18 protein-coding genes and 2 tRNA genes are annotated in these 18833 nt (G+C 55.7%); 5 read left to right on the top strand and 15 right to left on the bottom strand.

Annotation, left to right across the window (positions count from 1 at the left end):
• Positions 1-3: 3 nt before the first annotated feature.
• The 3 genes from DESU86_RS01715 to mdcA (DESU86_RS01705) all read right to left on the bottom strand — a co-directional run bounded on the left by DESU86_RS01715 (position 4) and on the right by mdcA (DESU86_RS01705) (position 4423).
• Positions 4-933 carry a triphosphoribosyl-dephospho-CoA synthase gene (locus tag DESU86_RS01715; RefSeq protein ID WP_179979467.1) on the bottom strand — a complete coding sequence of 310 codons (930 nt, stop codon included), beginning with the start codon at positions 931-933 and terminating at the stop codon, positions 4-6.
• A gap of 12 nt (positions 934-945) precedes the next feature.
• Complete coding sequence (gene mdcA, locus DESU86_RS01710; protein ID WP_179979466.1) at positions 946-2604, bottom strand: malonate decarboxylase subunit alpha; 1659 nt, start codon at positions 2602-2604, stop codon at positions 946-948.
• A gap of 160 nt (positions 2605-2764) precedes the next feature.
• On the bottom strand, positions 2765-4423 hold the full coding sequence (mdcA, locus tag DESU86_RS01705) for a malonate decarboxylase subunit alpha (protein ID WP_179979465.1): 1659 nt from the start codon (positions 4421-4423) through the stop codon (positions 2765-2767).
• Positions 4424-5012: 589 nt separating this feature from the next.
• Between mdcA (DESU86_RS01705) and DESU86_RS01700 the strand changes: the two genes are divergently transcribed.
• From DESU86_RS01700 to DESU86_RS01680, 5 genes are all read left to right on the top strand, one after another.
• Positions 5013-5588, top strand: a complete 576-nt coding sequence (locus DESU86_RS01700; protein WP_179979464.1) for a hypothetical protein — start codon at positions 5013-5015, stop codon at positions 5586-5588.
• Between the two features lie 229 nt (positions 5589-5817).
• Positions 5818-6222 carry a hypothetical protein gene (locus DESU86_RS01695; RefSeq protein WP_179979463.1) on the top strand — a complete coding sequence of 135 codons (405 nt, stop codon included), beginning with the start codon at positions 5818-5820 and terminating at the stop codon, positions 6220-6222.
• A gap of 46 nt (positions 6223-6268) precedes the next feature.
• The gene (locus DESU86_RS01690; RefSeq protein ID WP_179979462.1) at positions 6269-6664 is read left to right on the top strand and encodes a pyridoxamine 5'-phosphate oxidase family protein; all 396 of its coding nucleotides are present in this window, start codon (positions 6269-6271) and stop codon (positions 6662-6664) included.
• A gap of 220 nt (positions 6665-6884) precedes the next feature.
• Complete coding sequence (gene tnpA, locus DESU86_RS01685) at positions 6885-7316, top strand: IS200/IS605 family transposase (RefSeq protein ID WP_179979461.1); 432 nt, start codon at positions 6885-6887, stop codon at positions 7314-7316.
• A 50-nt stretch (positions 7317-7366) separates the two neighbouring features.
• Positions 7367-8601, top strand: a protein-coding gene (locus DESU86_RS01680; RefSeq protein ID WP_179979460.1) for an IS3 family transposase whose coding sequence is annotated in 2 segments (ribosomal slippage) — positions 7367-7724 and positions 7724-8601 — 1236 coding nt in all. Because the reading frame shifts where the segments join, the coding sequence is not laid out codon by codon here.
• Between the two features lie 324 nt (positions 8602-8925).
• Here the strand turns inward: DESU86_RS01680 and DESU86_RS01675 are convergent.
• The 12 genes from DESU86_RS01675 to DESU86_RS01620 form a co-directional block, all read right to left on the bottom strand.
• Positions 8926-9001, bottom strand: a tRNA-Val gene (locus DESU86_RS01675).
• Positions 9002-9226: 225 nt separating this feature from the next.
• Positions 9227-9544 carry a c-type cytochrome gene (locus tag DESU86_RS01670; protein ID WP_179979459.1) on the bottom strand — a complete coding sequence of 106 codons (318 nt, stop codon included), beginning with the start codon at positions 9542-9544 and terminating at the stop codon, positions 9227-9229.
• A gap of 210 nt (positions 9545-9754) precedes the next feature.
• Positions 9755-11050 (bottom strand): transcription termination factor Rho, encoded by a 1296-nt coding sequence (gene rho / locus DESU86_RS01665; RefSeq protein ID WP_179979458.1) that lies wholly within the window; start codon positions 11048-11050, stop codon positions 9755-9757.
• Between the two features lie 333 nt (positions 11051-11383).
• A complete protein-coding gene (locus DESU86_RS01660; RefSeq protein ID WP_179979457.1) occupies positions 11384-11902 on the bottom strand; it encodes a CarD family transcriptional regulator in 519 nt (172 codons plus the stop codon).
• A gap of 305 nt (positions 11903-12207) precedes the next feature.
• Positions 12208-12858 (bottom strand): aminoacyl-tRNA hydrolase, encoded by a 651-nt coding sequence (gene pth / locus DESU86_RS01655; protein WP_179979456.1) that lies wholly within the window; start codon positions 12856-12858, stop codon positions 12208-12210.
• Entirely contained in the window at positions 12848-13732 is an 885-nt protein-coding gene (locus DESU86_RS01650; RefSeq protein WP_232088220.1) for an alpha/beta hydrolase, read from the bottom strand. The genes pth and DESU86_RS01650 overlap by 11 nt, the downstream gene beginning before the upstream one ends.
• Before the next feature lie 287 nt (positions 13733-14019).
• Entirely contained in the window at positions 14020-14616 is a 597-nt protein-coding gene (locus DESU86_RS01645; protein WP_179979454.1) for a 50S ribosomal protein L25/general stress protein Ctc, read from the bottom strand.
• A 124-nt stretch (positions 14617-14740) separates the two neighbouring features.
• Positions 14741-15688, bottom strand: coding sequence for a ribose-phosphate diphosphokinase (locus DESU86_RS01640; RefSeq protein ID WP_179979453.1), 948 nt, complete (start codon positions 15686-15688; stop codon positions 14741-14743).
• Between the two features lie 194 nt (positions 15689-15882).
• Positions 15883-15957, bottom strand: a tRNA-Gln gene (locus DESU86_RS01635).
• Positions 15958-15963: 6 nt separating this feature from the next.
• On the bottom strand, positions 15964-16851 hold the full coding sequence (ispE, locus tag DESU86_RS01630; RefSeq protein WP_179979452.1) for a 4-(cytidine 5'-diphospho)-2-C-methyl-D-erythritol kinase: 888 nt from the start codon (positions 16849-16851) through the stop codon (positions 15964-15966).
• Between the two features lie 30 nt (positions 16852-16881).
• Positions 16882-17415 (bottom strand): ATP-dependent protease subunit HslV, encoded by a 534-nt coding sequence (hslV, locus tag DESU86_RS01625; RefSeq protein WP_179979451.1) that lies wholly within the window; start codon positions 17413-17415, stop codon positions 16882-16884.
• Positions 17415-18824 (bottom strand): M48 family metallopeptidase, encoded by a 1410-nt coding sequence (locus DESU86_RS01620; RefSeq protein ID WP_179979450.1) that lies wholly within the window; start codon positions 18822-18824, stop codon positions 17415-17417. Before DESU86_RS01620 ends, hslV begins: the two co-directional genes overlap by 1 nt.
• Positions 18825-18833 lie beyond the last annotated feature (9 nt).

The raw sequence follows: 18833 nt of genomic DNA, 5'->3' as shown, positions 1-18833 counted from the left end.
AGGCTAAAGGTTGAATCCTGGGACCATTGAATCCAAAAAAAGCGTTGCTGCTATCAGGTCACCACTTCCGCCAGGTGAAACGCCCAGGCTGGACAGCCTTTTGTCCAAGGCCATCAGGGCTTCATAGCCTCGTTGGGTGCCGGTGCCCCCAACGAGCAGCACTTCGCGTGCCCCCTGTTTGGTGGCGGCAAGGGCCTTTGCTCCGCCGCGGTGCAAAACGCAGGTGTCGTCAAGCTCCGCCATAATCGCCATCAGGGCATCAAGCCTTGCATGATCTTCTGCCAATCCCCGGTTGCGAGCCGCCCACAGCGCCGGCAATCCAACGCATACGACATGTGGAAAGTCAGCCTGGGCTTCACCTCGCGCGCCGCTGACGCCATAGCGCTTTACAGCCTTGCTCCCGTTCGTGTCCTGCACCGGGACATGACGGTCCGGGCATCTGGCAATGGCGCCAGCCACAGCAGCCATCTCGGCAGGATTTTTTGCCTTGCGGCAAATGGAGGCCCCCGCAACAAGCAATCCCAGGGCCCAAATGGCGCCTTTATGGGTATTGCAGCCTTCAGTGGCGGCAAACATGTCGATCTCGCCCTGACGTCCAATGGCCCCCAGCCTTTCCCTCAACAACGAATATGGTTGAGGAATCAAGGCTTCATGGGCCATCGCCCTGAAGCATGCCCGCAATGATCTTGCAGAGCGGTGCATAAGCTGGCGGGTGAGGTCCACGTGTGTTCCTGAGCCTCGCTGGTCCACCAACCCCGGCTTGGGCGTTAGATCCACCTCATTTATCAGGGCATTTACAGCCAGATCTGCCAGTACCTCTGGCGTCAGATCTTCTGGACTGCCTGACAGTTTGCGTGAATCTTTTGCAGTCAGGTCTACCGGCAAAAGCTGTTGCCTGTCCCAAAGGTGCTCTGTTCCGAGAACTGCCTCCATATCGTTACCTGCCTACCAGTTCCTGAAGCGGGCCGGGGGTTCGTAGAGACCACCAGACCACTCCACAAGATCTTTCATGTTCTTGGCCGCGAGAAGGGAACGCTTGGCCTCGGAACGGGCAATGCCGAGATCCTCGGGGTAGGCGACAACACCGCTGCGGCGCAGTTCTGCTGTTTTCTTGGGGTTGGCGCTGAGGCCAAGGTTGGTCGCACCGGCAACAGCACCGATGGCGGCCCGGCGTTCTTCAAGGGACTGGGCCTTGTACACGTAGGCAATGCCCTGTTCGGTAACGATGTGCGTCACATCTTCCGCATAGACCATGATGGGGGCGCAGGGCAGGTTGGCTTCCTTGCCCACTTCAATGGCGTCAAGGTTTTCCACAAAGGTCGGCACACCGCTGGCCTTGAACGTTTCCACCATCTGCACGCACAGTTTGTGCCCGTGAGCGGTGGAACTTGTGGTGTCCATTGTGGAGAGCCATGCGGGCGAACTGTGGCGACGCCCGCGGGCATCGCCGCCCAGGTTGGGTGCGCCGCCAAAGCCGGCGATACGGCCCTTTGTCACTGTGGACGTATTGCCTGCGGGGTCGATTTGCAGCGTGGACCCTGCAAAGAGGTCAATGGCGTAGTGACCGGCCAGCTGACAAAAAACACGGTTTGAGCGCAGGCTGCCGTCAGGCCCGGTAAAGAAGATGTCCGGGCGGGCTTTGATATACTCCTGCATGCCGTCTTCGTTGCCGAAGCTGTGCACGCTTTCGACCCATCCGCTTTCGATGGCCGGGATAAGGGTTGGCTGGGGGTTGAGCACCCAGTTGCGGCAGATCTTGCCCTTGAGCCCAAGTTTGGCAGCGTAGGTCGGCAGCAGAAGTTCAATGGACGCCGTGTTAAAGCCAACGCCATGGTTAAGCGAAATGACGTTGTGCTTTTCATAGATGCCGCGGATGGCCATCATGGCCATCAGAATCTGAAGCTCGCTGATGTCCTTGGGGTCGCGGGTCTGGATGGGCTCCATTTCAAACGGGCGGTCGGCCTGGACAATCACATCAACCCACCCGCCGGGGATGTCGATACGGGGCAGCTTGTCCATGATTTCATTGACCTGGACAATGACAATGCCGTTGCTGAAGGAGGTGGCTTCAATGATGGAAGGCGTGTCTTCAGTGTTGGCGCCGGTGTAAAGGTTGCCTTCGGCGTCGGCGGCGTCAGCGCAAACCAGGGCCACCTTGGGGATCAGATCGACAAACAGGCGGGCGGAAAGTTCAACGTAGGTGTTCATCGAACGAACCTTGATGACGCCCTTGGAAAGCAGCTCGGCAACCTTGCGGCTTTGGGGCCCGGCAAAGCTGAAGTCAAGCGTAGAGGCGATGCCGTCTTCAAAAATCGAGATATGGTCAGGGCGCTCAATCGCGTGCAAAACCATTTCCAGGCCGTGGATTTTTTTGGGATCGACCTGCGCCAGCGAGCGGGACAGAAAGTCGGCCTGTTTCTGCACACCTTCCATAATAACGGTGTCGCCGGGCTCAATCAGGGCATGAAAGGCATCAATAATCCTGTTTGTGGGAAGAAATTTCCCCTTCATCATTGAAGCGACAGAAGAAAGCTTTTTCTTCTTGTTATCCCTCTTGGTTGTCCACGAACGGATAACATGCGTCTGATCTGACGATGTAGCCATACTTTTCTCCACAATCGTTGTTTGTTGATGGAAATACACTTATATTATTAAAGTGTATTGCCAATTATACGCAAATGTAACAGTCGTACAAAACTGTGTGAAATTACTTTTTTTCGTCTATTGATAGTTTTTAATTATGGTAAAAGTTCAAAATTAAATATTACCAGTTCTTAAAGCGTGCAGGAGGTTCATAAAGACCACCTGAGATATCAACAATATCTTTCATATTCCTTGCTGCAAGCTGGGAACGCTTGGCTTCGTTGCGGTTGATGCCCAAATCTTCTGGGTAAGCGACAAGACCCTGCTGGCGGAGTTCTGCGTTTTTCTTGGGTGATGAACGCAGCCCCAGCGTGGTGGCGCCGGCTACCGCAGCGATGGCTGCGCGCCTTTCTTCAAGTGATTGCGCGAGATAGAGGTAGGCGATGCCCTGCTCGGTAACGATGTGGGTGACATCGTCACCGTAGATCATGATCGGGGTGCAGGGCAGGTTGGCATCCTTGCCAACTTCAATGGCATCCAGATTTTCCACAAAGGTTGGCACGCCGCCGGCCTTGTAGGTTTCAGCCAGTTGGACGACCAGTTTTTTGCCGTGCGCTGTGGGAGAGTCCGTGTTGATCATCGAAAGCCATGCGGGCGAACTGTGCCGACGGCCCCGCGCATCGCTTCCGAGGTTCGGCGCCCCGCCAAAACCGGTGATGCGCCCCTTGGTGACGGTGGAGGTGTTGCCAACCGCATCAATCTGCAACGTGGAACCGGCAAATAAATCCACGGCGTAATGGCCCGCGAGTTGGCAAAATTCGCGGTTTGAGCGCAAACTTCCATCAGGGCCTGTAAAAAAGATATCCGAGCGTGCCTTGATGTATTCCTGCATGCCATCTTCGTTGCCAAAGCTGTGCACGCTCTCTATCCAGCCGTGTTCAATGGCCGGAATAAGTGTTGGCTGCGGGTTAAGCGTCCAGTTGCGACAAATCTTTCCCTTGAGCCCCAGGCTTTCGCCGTACGTAGGCAGCAGCAGCTCGATGGCGGCCGTGTTGAAGCCAACGCCATGGTTAAGCGAAACAACGCCATGCCGTTCATAGATGCCGCGGATAACCATCATCCCCATAAGGATCTGCAACTCGGTTATGTCCTTGGGGTCACGAGTCTGGATGGGTTCCAGGGCGTAGGGTTTTTCTGTGCGGACTATGATGTCCACCCATCCACCGGGAATGTCTACTCTGGGCAGCTTATCAACCACTTCGTTGACCTGCGCGATGACGATGCCGTTGCCAAAGGCTGCGGCTTCCGTAATAGCAGGGGTGTCTTCGGTATTTGCGCCGGTAAACAGGTTGCCTTGGCTGTCGGCGGCATCCGCGCAAATAAATGCAACGTGGGGTATCAGATCCACAAACAGACGGCTTGAAAGTTCCACATAGGTATTCAGGGAGCGGATGGTGAGCTCTCCGCTCTTGACGAGCGACGCCACCTGCTGGCTCATGGGGCCTGCGTAGCCAAAATCGAGGGTGCTGGCGATGCCGCGCTGAAAAACTTCAACATGGTCGGGTCGGGCCACTGCGTGAATGACCATGTGAATGTCGTGCAGGACTGAAGGATCTGCACTGGCCAAAGCTTCAGACAGAAAGCTGGCCTGTTTTTGGCCGCTTTCAACAACGACGGTTTCGCCCGGTGCAACGACATGGCGAAGCAGCTCGCTAAAATTTTTTTCAAGAACAAACTTGCCGGATAAAAGGTGGGCAATGCGTGACATCTTGCCTTTTTTGGCGTCTCGCTTTGTGGACCAGCAACGCTCTGTACCGCGATATGACGAATCACTAACCATGTGTTCTGCTCCTGTTTTGGGCTGGTTACCCGATCAGTTAGGAACCAGATTTGATCGCCAGCTTGCGAAATTAATCTCAACTTGGATCTTTGATACACACATGGTGGATGAGTGAGAAATCAAATTAAACGCAGCTTGTGATAGGTTGTCGTTATACGGTGCCTGGCGGTCCATCTTGACTGGATTGATACGTTTTGCCCCAAATACTCAGGCAAAACATGTGATTGTCGAAAATACGAAAGCGTATGAGATTAAGAAGAAATGCAGGCGGCTCTAGGGGAAATGAGGAATGCCAAGAGCAATCGGCAGGCAGTGAGCATTGAGACGAACAATGAAATGTTCCATTTTTCTCAGCTGTCCGCGATCATGAAACGTGCTGGCAGGGACCCCTAGTGATAAAAAAGACATGGCCGTTGATAAGTTTTTGTTATCAACATTTGTGGTGCTGGATAAAATCAGCAAACCACCAGCATAGCGGGTGGTTTGCTCTCGCCCTCTCAGGCGTGTGATTCATATATGGTGTCTCAAAAACTGATTGGCAACGCCGCTTGAGACTGGCCATAGAGCCTTATGCCAAGCCGGAGGAAGCGTGTTGATAATAACAAAAAAGCGGGGCATATCCCCGCTTTCTTATGTATCTGTTTATGCGCAACGTGCGCGCGAACCAGTGCCAACAATCGCGCCCGCTTTGTTAACCCAGCAATCGCAAATAACTCCGCATCTGGCGTACGCCAAGGATGGGCCACTCGGTAAAGGCCAAATCTATTTCTCGCATCAAAATCTGGTTCATAGCTGGCTCGCCCTTGGCCGTGCAGTACAGGCCGGAGCGGGAAACGCCGAGCAGATCGCATTGCCGGACAACACTGAGCGTGACATGGCCGTGCTGCACCATGCTTTGCCTGCGGGAGACGCTCACCGCTTCCCCCAGGCTTTGGCTAAAAAATCGCGTTCCACGGTGAGTTGGCCGATTTTGGCGTGCAACCCACGGAGTTTTTTCCCCTTTGGCTTCTCCGGTCTTGATTTCACCGGAAAATATACCCGCGACAGAATCCTTGACCTGCTTGACCCACCGGTGAATTTGCGTCTGGTGAACGCCAAATTCCGAACTCAATTCGGCGATAGTTTTCTCACCGGAAAGGGCCAACAAGGTTACCTTGGCCCGTAAAGGCGGGGGTGTGATTTTTGCGCGCGCTCATTCGTACTCTCCTTGCGTTCAAGTGTAGTTTCCACACCTGTCCGAATTTTGGGGAGTACCTCTGTAAGTCCAATGTGGCTTTTTTGAGACATTGTTCTTGTTTTTGACAATAGACTATATATTTTTCGTCATATACTACCATTTACAGCAATGATAAAAGATGCGCCTATAGGTTACAAAACTTTAAAAAGGAACTGCTATGGAGCTTAAACATCCACTCCCAAGTGCAGCGATAGACGCTTTTCACATGATGTGGGGGAATTTCCCCGAAGGCGTTGTCCTCCTCCACAAAAGCAGGGAGGTAATCGCCCTAAACAAAGCCGCTGATAAGCTGGGAGTCCTTAAACAGGGCATAAAGTGCTCAAGTGTTGGAACTCCTGAAATGCACAAAGGTTGCCTTGCCAACAAAGCCTTGGCAGAGGAAAAGGCTACCCACGTATTTATGCCCTTGGCTGACGGCTATGCTGTAGGATTTTGGGTTCCGCTTGAAGGACACCCGGAATACTATCTCCATTTCAGCGTGGGCCAGACTATCAATTATAGAACTGGAGAGCACCGCAACCCCGCCGAACTGGCGCAACTATTCCAGAAAGTCGCAAATTGAGTCCACCAGTAGGCTCTCAATTTCACAACTTAGAGGAGTCCAGATCATGAAAGAAGCTCTGAATTTTTTGCAAGATGCCAAGGTGTTCTATCTGGCCACTTGTGAAGGCGATCAACCTCATGTCCGCCCGATCGGTTTTGTGATGGACTGCGGTGGAAAGCTCGCGTTCTGTACCAGTAATGACAAAAATATGTGCAAGCAAATGGCGAACAACCCCAAGGTGGAGATTTGCGCTGTGGATGAAAAATACAACACCCTGCGCATCTGCGGTAAGGCTGTTTTCGCCACTTCACCCGAGACCCAAAAGAAAGCCTTTGAAGTCATGCCCGATCTGGAGAAAATATATGCGGTGGGCGATGGCAGGTTTGAAATTTTCTACATTGATGAGGCGAAAGCTGTCTGCCAGAGCATAAGCGGCGAGAAGCAGGAGCTACCGCTCTAACTCACTAACGCCTGTACCAGCGTTCTTGCAACCACGGCCCGTTTCTCGCGAAACGGGCCGTTTAGATTTATGGCTTTAGCCAGTTGAGCGCGCCAGCGCGCGAAACAGAGAACCACCCGCTATGCGGGTGGGGACAAAGTGTTATACACACAAAAACACCCTTCCTGTACGATGAAGTTGTTCAAGCCCATCGTAACTTATAAAGAAGGGTGTTTTTGTTATGGGAACCAAGGCCCAAAGCTTAGCTCACACAAAATGGCTGTGCAAGTATCATATCGTGTTTACACCTACGTATCGAAGAAAAATAATATTCGCACAACTGCGCGATAGTATAAAAGAAATCATGCAGAGTCTTTGTAAGTACAAAGGGGTAGAGATTTTAGAAGGGCATTTGATGCCAGACCATATACACATGCTGGTGAGTATCCCGCCAAAGATCAGCGTATCGAGTTTTATGGGGTATTTGAAAGGCAAAAGCTCACTGATGATCTTTGATAAACACGCAAACCTTAAGTACAAGTTCGGCAACAGAAAATTTTGGGCCGAAGGATACTATGTCAGCACAGTCGGACTCAACGAGGCAACGATCAGAAAATATATCCAGCAGCAGGAGAAGCATGACATTTTGCAAGATAAGTTGAGTATGGAGTAGCCCCCATTTCGACCGGACACCCCTCTAACTAAGGAGGAGGTGCTGGAACTATGTCTGGAACTAGTGCTAAAACAAGTTCAACGGTGGAGATAGTAAACATAACGCCCCGTCGCCGTTGGTCTGTCGGCGAGAAAGTTCGCCTGATAGAGGCCAGCATGGCCCCAGGTCAGTCGGTTTCTCTGGTGGCACGAACGTATGGCGTTGCTCCCAATTTGCTTTACCGCTGGAGAAAGCAGATGAGTGAAGGCGGCAAAACAGCCATTGAAGCCAATGACGAGGTTGTCAGCGTTGCCGAAGTAAAGGCCCTGAAAAAGCGAATCCGTCAGTTGGAACGCGTCCTTGGCAACAAAACACTGGAAGTGGAAATCCTCAAAGAAGCTGTTCGCATTGGCCGCGAAAAAAAACTTATCTCGCGGCTGCCCTTGTCCGGCGTGGAGGATTTCCAGTGAAACGGGTCACAGACGCCCTGGCGGTGTCCCGATCCAACACCTATGAACGTAGCCGCAGCCCACGGCCTCGCCCGGAACGATACAGCAAAGCAGAAGACGCATTCCTTCTACCGCTGATCGTCGAACTTTTGGGCGGACGCCAGACCTACGGCTATCGGCGTATCCAGCGACTGCTTAATCGGCAACTGGTTGCCGATGGGCGCACTCCGGTCAACCATAAACGTGTGTACAGGATAATGAGGCAAAATAACCTGTTGCTGGCACGGTTTACTGGCAGCCAACCTGACAAGGCACACACGGGCAAGGTTTCCACACTACAAAGAAATCAGCGTTGGTGCTCTGACGGGTTTGAGATTGCCTGCGACAACGGTGAGCGGGTGCGCGTCATTTTTGCCCTGGATACTTGCGACCGAGAAGTTATGGCCTATGCCGCCACCACTGGCGGGTACAGTGCTGACATGGCGCAAAGCGTCATGCTGGCATGCGTTGAAAAGCGGTTTGGGGATGTCAAAACATTGCAGCCAGTTGAATGGCTCTCCGACAACGGCTCCTGCTACACGGCAAGAGAAACAGTAACGTTTGCCGCCGCCTTGGGCATCGTCAGCAAGTTTACTCCAGTTCGCAGCCCTCAAAGTAACGGTATGGCTGAAGCTCTCGTCAAAACATTCAAAAGGGATTACGTCTTCTGCAATGATCGACCGGATGCCGAAACTGTGATGGCGCTACTCCCTTGCTGGTTTGAAGACTATAATGAAAATGCCCCGCACAAGGCCCTGCGGATGCTCTCGCCTCGTGAGTTTATCCGTTCATTGCAAATCTTGGAGTGTCCGGTTTAGCAGGGGCAACTCCAGAGTACGCGCGAGTATCAAGACCCCTTCAAGGGGTAGCCAAAGCGACAATGGCACTGGGCTTGAACGCAGTGAAAGCCAGCGTCTTTAGGCGCAGCCGGCAACAGGCCCTTACAGGGCCAGAGCAAACCACCCGCTATGCGGGTGGTGCTGATGTATCTTTTTATGCGCAACGTGCGCGCGAACCAGTGCCAACAATCGCGCCCGCTTATTCTTCTCATTTCAAAGTTGATCTGCTCTAGCAGGCGTATTGGGCATGGTGCTGGGAAAAAAAGATGGGTTGCAGATAAATCTGCAACCCATCGGTATCATTGGTGGGCAGTACAGGACTTGAACCTGTGGCCCCCGCCTTGTAAGGGCGGTGCTCAACCAACTGAGCTAACTGCCCGAAATTCTCAACCAAGAAAAGCCTTATAGGCTATTTTGATGCTGTTGTCATCATCAAATCGTGCGCCACTTTTTCAAGAAAACTGGCTGCTTGTCGCGCTTTGCACAAAATGCGGCTGGCGCAGACGGCGTGCTCCTGGCCTATGGCTGGCGGCGTGTAGTGCGTGTCCTTCGAACAGAAGCGCCGGGACCCCCTGGGGTGTTCCCAGGGGGCCCGTGTGGTCATTTATGGCTTAAGCTGATTGATGTACACGGCGATGTCGTTTATCTGCTCCGCGTTCAACGTCTTCAGGTTCTGTTGCATTTTCAGCAGGGGGCCTGAGGGCGAGCTCATATTTTTGACTTTATCCATACCAGCCGTCAGGGCTTCCACAGGTTTGCCCATCATCTTGGCAGGGGTGGGGGTGTGACAGGATTCGCACAGGCTGGCGTACAGTTCCGCGCCTTTTTTCTGTGCGGCGTCCTGGGCCACAACCGTTTGCACGCCAGCCACAAGCAGGATTGCCGCCAGCATGAGAATTCCGTGTCGCAAATATCTGGTCATGGTTTTCTCCTTGTTTATATGTGTACTCGCCCAGGGTAGGCGAAACAGGGGCAGAAGCCGCCTGTGGCTCCATGCTAGCACAGAGAAAAAAGACATACAGCAGATTTATGCGGGAGCCAAAACGCCATGAGCCTACGCAAAAAAGAAAAGGCCCCGGCTTTTGCCAGGGCCTGTGATGGCTCGTGCGGAATTGTATGGTGAACGCGGCGGCTATTTGCCCATGGCGTTCATGAAATCCTTGTTGGATTTGGTGCCGCGCATCTTGTCCAGCAAGAACTCCATGCTGTCGATAGACGACATGGGAGCCAGAATCTTGCGCAAGATCCAGACGCGGTTGAGTACATCTTCGGGCAAAAGGAGGTCTTCCTTGCGTGTGCCGGTGCGGTTGATGTCGATGGCAGGGAACACGCGCTTTTCCGAAAGGTGACGGTCCAGATAAATTTCCATATTGCCGGTGCCCTTGAATTCTTCAAAGATCACTTCGTCCATGCGGGAGCCGGTGTCGATGAGGGCCGTAGCAATGATGGTCAGGCTGCCGCCTTCTTCAATATTGCGGGCCGCGCCAAAGAAACGCTTGGGGCGTTGCAGGGCGTTGGCGTCCAGACCGCCGGAAAGCACGCGGCCGGATGAAGGGGTCACGGCGTTGTACGCGCGGCCCAGGCGGGTGATGGAGTCCAGCAGAATGACCACATCCCGCTTGCGTTCCACAAGGCGCTTTGCTTTTTCAAGCACCATTTCACAGACCTGCACATGGCGCTGCGGCGGCTCGTCGAAGGTGGAGCTGATGACTTCGGCCATTTTGACCGTGCGCTCCATATCGGTAACTTCTTCGGGCCGTTCGTCAATGAGCAGCACGATAAGGTATACTTCGGGATTATTGGCGTTGATGGCGTTGGCCATCGATTGCAGCAGAATGGTCTTGCCTGTGCGCGGCGGAGCCACGATGAGGCCGCGTTGCCCGCGCCCTATGGGGGCCATGATGTCGATAACGCGGTTGGAGAGATTTTTTTCGCCATTTTCCATGACGAGCTGGTGGTCAGGATAAATGGGAGTGAGGTTGTCGAAGAGGACGAGATTCTTGGCGTGTTCCGGGGGTTCAAAACCTATCTCTGTTACCTTGAGCAAAGCGAAATACCGTTCACCCTCCTTGGGGGGGCGTATCTGCCCTGAAACGATATCGCCCTTGCGCAGGGAAAACCGGCGAATCTGCGAGGGCGACACATAAATATCGTCAGGCCCCGGCATATAGCTGCACAAGGGGGAGCGCAGAAAGCCAAATCCATCCGGCAGAATTTCCAGCACGCCGTCGCCGTAAATGGCCCCGTTCTGGGAAGCACAGGTGGAAAGCAGAGCGAAAATAAGCTCTTGTTTCCGCATGGAACTGGCATTTTCAATTTCATACTGCTCGGCCAGATCCATGAGTTCCTGCATACTGCGGGTCTTCAGATCCGTGAGACTCAAGGCGCTGTCTGTCAACAGTGTGGGAGTAGCTTTCTTTTTACGCATAACTGTCCGATCTTTTGAAGAAGACAAACCAAAACTATACAGTATCAATGAACACTGTATTGCAGATGAGCGGATGTAAGGAGACAAAATAGGTGTGCGAGATTGCGATTAGCTTATCTTTTGCATTATGGCAAGGGAAAAATGACGTTCACACCATAAAAAAATACGTCATCTGGTAGTTTGAGTCGTGCTCGGGGCTGGCAGACCTGTGCCGCACGGCACAGCGCACACTATGTATATGGAGGTTGCAAAAGATATCCGGTAGTTATTTAAAGCTGTTGCAGCTTTTGTGCTCTGCCGGGCGTAAAGGGGCAATCTCGCGTCAGCAAAAAACTATTCTTTGGCGGCTGCTTCCGGTTGCGGCGGAGGCGCGTACAGTTTGAGCAATTCGTCCCGCAGGCTGTCTTCCTCAACTTGCAGCACTTCGGCCAGTTCGCCGGTCACAAGGCCCATGGCCTGTTCCTGCAGACGGCGTTCACCGAAAGAAAGATCCTTGGTGCGGCTGATCAGCAGCAGTTCGCGCAAAACTTCTGTAACAACGGCCAGGTCGGAGCTCTTGAGCCGCTCAGAATATTCACGAAAGCGTCGGTTCCAGTTCTGTCCCGTGTGTACGATTTTGCCGGTGCTGTTGCGCAGACCTTCAAGAATGCGCCCGGCTTCTTCATGAGGGGTGAGCGTGCGCAATCCGACGTGGGCCGCATTGTTGACGGGAACCATCAGTGTGACATTATTGGCCTGAATGCGGACAATATAGAAATCGCATGCGATACCGCCAATGGTCTGGCTGTCAATGCGTTCTATCTTACCCACCCCCTGGGCCGGATATACCACAAGATCGTTCGGCGTGAACATGCTGTCACCACACGCCCCAAAGGAGCGCCACTGTACGAGACCTGGAGCGAAATTAGCTGGAAGTCACGAAATTTTTTTGAAAAATAGATGAGTGGGAAACTTACTCTTCAAACATAGTAGTCTAAATGTGTTGAAGAGTCCAGCCGAAAAAGCAAAAATGCACAGTGTCCCGAAAGGGACAAAGATGCTCTTTTTCGCGCACCTCCACATCCGTCACAGCCGATCGGGCATGTGCCATACTCTGAACCGCCCCCGGTCCATTTTTGTTCATGCCCGCCTGTTGTCTCCGGCGCAGAGCAAAATTGTCATTCGGCCCGATCAGGGGCCTGCGCGGCCTCAGGGGCGGCTTTTTTGCGTGGCTGCGCCGTTTTGCGGGCAGCGCGCAACGCTCCGTCCAGACCCTTGTCGGCAAAGGCAAACAGGGTATCCAGAGCCGCGGGCACGGCTTGCAGCATATGTTCGGCATCGTCGCCCTGCGCGCGCCCCAGCACCCAGTTGGTCACGTCACCCTTGTGCGGAGGGCGGCCAATGCCCAAACGCAGGCGGTAAAAATCCGGCGTGCCCAGAAGTTCGGTAATGGATTTCAGCCCGTTGTGCCCGGCGTTGCCCCCGCCAAGCTTGAAGCGCATCTCTCCTGCCGGGATGTCCAGTTCATCATGGGCCACCACAAGATCAGCAGGACGCAGTTTGTGCCAGGCCAGAAGGGGCTGGACGCTTTGCCCACTGAGATTCATGAAGGTTTGCGGCTTGGCGGCCAGCCAGACTCCATCCAGCTCTTTAAGGCGTATACGCCACAGTTCACAGGAGAACTTGCCGCCATTGAGCGATTCCGCAACGCCATGGCGCTGCGCAAAATCCACCAGCGCGTCAACAACGGCAAAGCCGTAATTGTGCCTGGTGCCCTCATACCGCGAGCCGGGATTGCCCAAGCCTACCAGAACGCCGTTATAGTCCATAGTGTGCGCCTCCTCGCGCCGCGCTGGCTTCCATCCGCAAGGGCAAGCCCTGTCCCGCGCAAACCGCCGCCGCAGAACGCGCGATAAACCGGCAGAGCGGGGGGTTCATGGCAGCCAGATGCCCGCCGCCGGGCAGCCAGAGAAGTTTCTTGACGGGCGCGCGCAGCATTTCAAAGGTGGCCTTGGTGTTGGCCGGTGTAAACAGGGCGTCGTTGACGGCGCTGAAAAAATAGAGCGGGCAGTGCATTTCTTCTGACACATTGGCCGAAAACAGGCTGGCCAGATAAGCCAGCGGATAGGTCAGCCGGGAACCTTTTCTGTCATAGACTATGCGCCGCGCACCGGAGGTTATACGTCGCACGGACAAATAGGCCAGCAGGGGCAGGGGAAAACGCGGAAGCCAGGCCGCAGCCGCGTTGATGTTTGCAAGAAATTCGTGCCGCCTGTTTTTCCAGCGCCTGAAGCGTGTGAGGTCCACCGCAGCATCGTTTTGCGGCAGCGTGCCTGTGATGGGGAACGCCGCCGTGAGGCCCTGCGACGCGGCCGCGTGAGCCATGGTCAAAATGCCCCCCTGGCTGTGTCCGCATACGGCGATGGCATTGAATCCTTCTTGCCGCAACCAGCGCTCCGCAGCAAGTCCGTCCCGCAACAGATCCGCAAAGGTGAATCCCGTCCAGTGGCAGTTGCGGCCATGCCCCGTGAGGTGCAGGGCGGCCACGGCAAAGCCCGCCTCGTGCAGCGCCGCAAGAAGCGGCCGGTACTGCCGGGGGGAGAGCATGGTCCCCGGATAAAACAGTATGACCCCGGCATCCCGCTTGGGCCAGAGTTCCAGGCTTGCCTTGCTGCCCAGGGAGCGCAGGGAATGGTAGGTCACGGTTGGCTGCGACATGTCCGGTACGGGGTGCGGTGAGAGGTTTTCGGGCTGGCGTTTTCAGTCACGCCAGATCCGGCGTTTATCATTCCAGAGCAATTTCACCTTGAAATTGCTCTGCTGACGCGAAGGCGGCAGCTGCCACGAAGTGGCGTGAATTCTGGCGAAAATCACGTTTTTCGCCAGAATGATGCGTTGAAACAAGGAGGCCGGTTCCGCAGGGAACCGGCCATATATAAGGCGGAATGGCCGTAACCGGGCTCGCCCGGTCATGCAGGCCGCGAACAGTCTTAGGCGTTTTCGCCTTCGGCCTCTTCGTCCTTGCTCTTGGAGATAACGCTGACCAGAGCGTAGTTCTGATCAAATATGGCCCGCACGTTTTCGGGCAGCTTGAGATCAGACACGGTGACGGTGTCATTGATGCCCATGTCGGTCACGTCAACGGTGATCTTCTGGGGCATGGTCAGCGGCTTGCTGCACAGGCGCACCATTTCGCGGTAGGTTTCAAGGCGGCCGCCAAGCTTCACGCCGCGCGAGGTACCCACGAATTCCACGGGCACGTCAACGGTGACTTCCTTGTCCAGATCGACGCCGTAGAAGTCGATGTGGGTGAAGGCGCGCTTGTAGGGGTGAAACTGCACCTGCCAGATGAGCACGGGGTGCAGGGTCTTTTTGCCGTTGTCTTCAATTTCGAGATTGAACACAGTGGTGTGGCCCATTTCACCGTAGATCTTTTCAAGGGGCAGCACGGGGGCCTGCACGGAAATGTTTTCACCGTTGGCGGTGTAGAACACGCCGGGAATCAGTTTCTCGGCACGCAGGCGACCGCTGGGGCCCTTGCCGCAACCTTCGCGCTTCTGCACGCTCAAAGTCTTTTCAATATTCATGGTCCACTCCTTGGCTTACCGCCGCCTGATACGTGCGGAAAAGTTCTTTACTGTAAACTTGCCATTCCCTTGCGGGAGTTATGCCGTGCGGTCATGCGCGAAGGCTTTGAGCCGACGGATTTTGCTAAACAAACAACACGCTGACCGACGAGCCGGTATGGATGTTGTGGATGGTTTTGCCCAAGATGGCGGCCACAGAAATGACCTTAAGCTTGGGGCAGCGTTCCAACTTGTCGCCCAGCGGGATAGTGTCGGTAACAAAGACCTGCGAAAGCGCCTCGGTGCTATTGATGCGGTCAATGGCAGGGCCGGACAGCACGGGGTGCGTGGCGCAGGCCACAATTCTTCTGGCCCCGTTTTTCAGCAGAACTTCAGCTCCGGCGCACAGGGTGCCCGCAGTGTCTATCATGTCGTCAACCATAATGGCCAAGCGGTCTTCCACGTCGCCGATGACATGCATGGCCTGGGCCTGATTGGGCTTGTCGCGTCTTTTGTCCACGATGGCCAGCGGAGCGTTGAGGCGCTTGGCATAGGCCCTGGCTCTTTCCACACCGCCGGCATCAGGTGAAACAATGACCATTTTTTCGTCGCCGAGCTTGCGCAGGGCGTCCAGCATGACGGGCACGGCAAAAAGATTGTCCACAGGGCAGTCAAAATAGCCCTGAATCTGGCCCGCGTGCAAATCTATGGTAACCACGCGTTCCGCCCCGGACACGCTGATGAAGTCGGCCACCATCTTGGCGCTTATGGGCGCGCGGGGGCTGACCTTGCGGTCCTGGCGGGCATAGCCGTAGTAGGGAATCACGGCTGTGATGCGCCCGGCGCTGGCCCTCTTGAGGGCGTCCAGCATAAGACAGAGCTGCACCAGGTTACGGTTGACGTTTGGCGGGCACGTGGGCTGCACCACAAAAACGTCGTCGCCACGGACATTGTCACCGATTTCAATACGCAACTCCCCGTCGCTGAACGTCGTAGCCAACGTCGGGGTGAGCTGACAGCCCAAATGGTCGCAGATTGCCTTGGCCAACTCCGGATTGGAAGAACCGGTGACGATCTTTAGATCGCTGAACATGAACCGCCCTGCCTTGTGCGCGTCAAAGAGCAATTTGGGTTATAAACCTTTGCCCGCCAGCCAGCGGTGCTGACAATCAGACAGCCGCCGTTGCGGCGCCGGATGCGGACAGTGGCCCGCACGGCAATGGGAGCGCCCGGATACTTTCCGGCCACGCCCGCCCGGCAATCAAAGCGCGGCCCGGCAGTATGCTGTGGCTGGGATGGAAGGGTTCGAACCTTCGAATGACGGAGCCAAAACCCGTTGCCTTACCACTTGGCTACATCCCAGTGCTGTTACAGCACATGCGCGTAGACGCGCCTGTTCTCTCCCTGAAGCGTGGCCGTGGCCGCCTGTGTTTCCACAATGGCCTCGCGCCCAAAAAGTCCCAGTATGCTGGAACCGCTGCCGCTCATTGAGGCCGCTACGGCGCCGCAGCGCAGCAGGGTGGCCTTGATGTCGGCAAGTTCGGGGTGACGTGCAAAGACAACAGTTTCGAGGTCATTGTCCAGGTCAGCATCAAACCGCCCTCGGGAGAGAAAAGTTCCATTAGCCTTGCTTTGGTCTCTTGTCAAGTTGTTTTGGCTTTCGCTGCCGCCCACGGAAGCCATATGGGCGTCGTAATCGGCAAAGGCGCGCGGCGTGCTCACGTGGATGCCGGGGCATACCAGCACGAGGCGCAGGCCGGACAGATGGGGCCGGACAGGCTCGACGATTTCGCCTATGCCGCGAACGCGACAGGGGCCTTCATGAAGAAAAAAGGGCACGTCGGCGCCCACGCTCAGCGCCACCGCCGCCAGGGCCTGCGCGTCCAGCGGCGTGGTCGTCCTGCTGTTGAGCCAGCGCAAAAGGGCTGCCGCGTCACTGCTGCCGCCGCCAAGCCCTGCCCCGGAAGGAATGCCTTTGCGCAGGCGCACTTCAAGGCCGGGCATGGGGCTGGCAACAGCCGCAGCAAAGGCCGCGTAGGCCCTTGTAAGGGTATTGTCGCTTTCGTCCAGCGTTGCGCTGGCTGGCCCCTCGCAGCGCACCACAATGCCGGGGGTTTCCGTGATACGCAGTTTCAGCTGATCGCAGGGGCGCGACAGAGGATAGAAGAGTGAATCTATCTCGTGATAGCCGTCCGGGCGCACGCCGGTGATGCGCAGCCCGAGATTCACCTTGCAGCCCGCAATGACAACACTCATGGCCTATCCTTGTTTTTCAGCCGGTCGGGCCTACAGGGTTTCAAGCGTCACGTGGTCGTTGGTGTACACGCAGATCTCGGCGGCAATGCGCATGGATTCGCGCGCTATGGTTTCAGCGTCAAGGTCGCTGTGGCGCGACAGCGCCCGTGCCGCCGCAAGAGCGTAGGGGCCGCCGCTGCCGATGGCGGCCACATTGTCGTCCGGTTCAATGACGTCGCCCGTGCCCGTAAGCACGAGTATGTGCTCGGTGTCGGCCAAAAGCAGCATGGCTTCAAGCTTGCGCAGGTATTTGTCCTTGCGCCAGTCCTTGGTCATTTCCACGGCGGCGCGCACCATATTACCGCGCACTTCCTTGAGTTTGGCCTCAAAAAGTTCAAACAGGGTAAAGGCGTCGGCCGTGGCGCCGGCGAAGCCCGCCAGAATTTTGCCGTCATGCAGGCGGCGCACTTTTTGCGCCGCGTGCTTCATGATCATGTTCTGTCCCATGGTCACCTGGCCGTCGCCAGCCAGGGCCACCAGGCCGTTTTTGCGAACGGCGAGAATAGTAGTGGCGTGCGTTTCCATCAATTTTTATCCCAGATTTCCTTGCGTTCTTTATAGACGGTTTCAAGGCGCTTGAAGGCGGTTTTGTCCGTGGTGCGGGCCGACATGCTCTTGGCCTCGTTAAAATAACGCTCGGCAAGTTTTTTGTTGTGTGAGTAGATGGCGCTGTAAGCCATGTGAATGTAGGCGTCGGGCGTATTGCCCGTCTTGCCCAGCGAACGGGCGTAGGCTTCGTGCACCTCGGCATCCTCGGGCACATAGCGCAGCACCTGTTTGTAGTAACCGACCGCTTGCGCCTGCCTGTTTGTTTCGTCCAGCATGCGGGCATAGAAAAAGGCGGCCATGTAGTCCTTGGGGTCAATGCGCATGGCCTTGGACAGCAGCCCGTCAGCCCGGCCCATGTCGCCCTTGCGGTAGTGGAAGGCTCCTGCCTCGCGCAGCACCAGCGGATCGTCCGGGGAGGCCTTGAGGGCCTGGTCAAAGGCCGTGCTGGCCTCGTTTATGCGGTTTTGCCTCGCGAGCACAATGCCCCGGCCCATGCTTGAAAGGCCGTCGCTGCCGGAAAAGCGTTGCAGGGCCGCCTGATCGTCGCCATATCTGGCCCAAAGCAGGGTCTTCACGCGGGTGAAGCGCTTGTTGTCCTGGCTGCGGTTCTGGACGGACTTGCCCATGGTCTGGATGCGGGCCTGGAGCCCGTTGATGCGGTCGCCCAGGGCGGGGTGGGTGGAGAGGTAGGTGGGCACGCTGATGCCGCTCATCCAGCTTTTCTGGCGCAGCACCTTGAAGCCCGCCACCATGCCCTCGGGCGGATAGCCAGCGGCAATGAGGTATTGCAGGCCGATTTGGTCAGCCTCATTTTCATCCAGGCGGCTGTAGTTGAGCATGGCCGATTGCCCGGCCCCCAGAGCGCCCATGGCCAGAGCCCCGCCGCCCGCGCCACCCGCAGCCACGCCCGCCACGGCCAGCAGCAGTGAGCCGAGGGTGACGAACTGGGCCTTTTGCAGGCGCGAGGCCACGTGGCGCTGGGTGACGTGGGCCAGTTCGTGGGCCAGTACGCCCGCCAGTTCCTCTTCCTTGTCCAGATTCATGATAAGCCCGGTGAATACGTATACGTACCCGCCGGGAACGGCAAAGGCGTTGAGAGAATTATGCAGTATGGTGGTGGCCTTGAAGGTGAACGGCTGGGGCGGAATGGCCTTTACCAGCCGGGCCAGCATATAGTCCACATACTGCTTGACCTCAGGGTCTTCGATGATGGGCAGATTGGAACGCACCATAACATCGAATTTTTCTCCCATCTCCTTTTCGTCTTTAATGGTAACACCGCCGAAAAAGAAGGCCTGAGCGGGCGCGGGGCATATCTGCGGCAGCAGAAAGGCCAGCAGCACGATCAGGGCCGTCCATCGGCGGGGAGCACAGTAATGCAGCATAGGTTCTCC

Source organism: Desulfovibrio sp. 86 (assembly GCF_902702915.1).
GTDB lineage: Bacteria > Desulfobacterota > Desulfovibrionia > Desulfovibrionales > Desulfovibrionaceae > Desulfovibrio.
The sequence above is the reverse complement of the archived record's forward strand: the minus strand, read 5'-3'. Positions and strand labels throughout refer to the sequence as shown.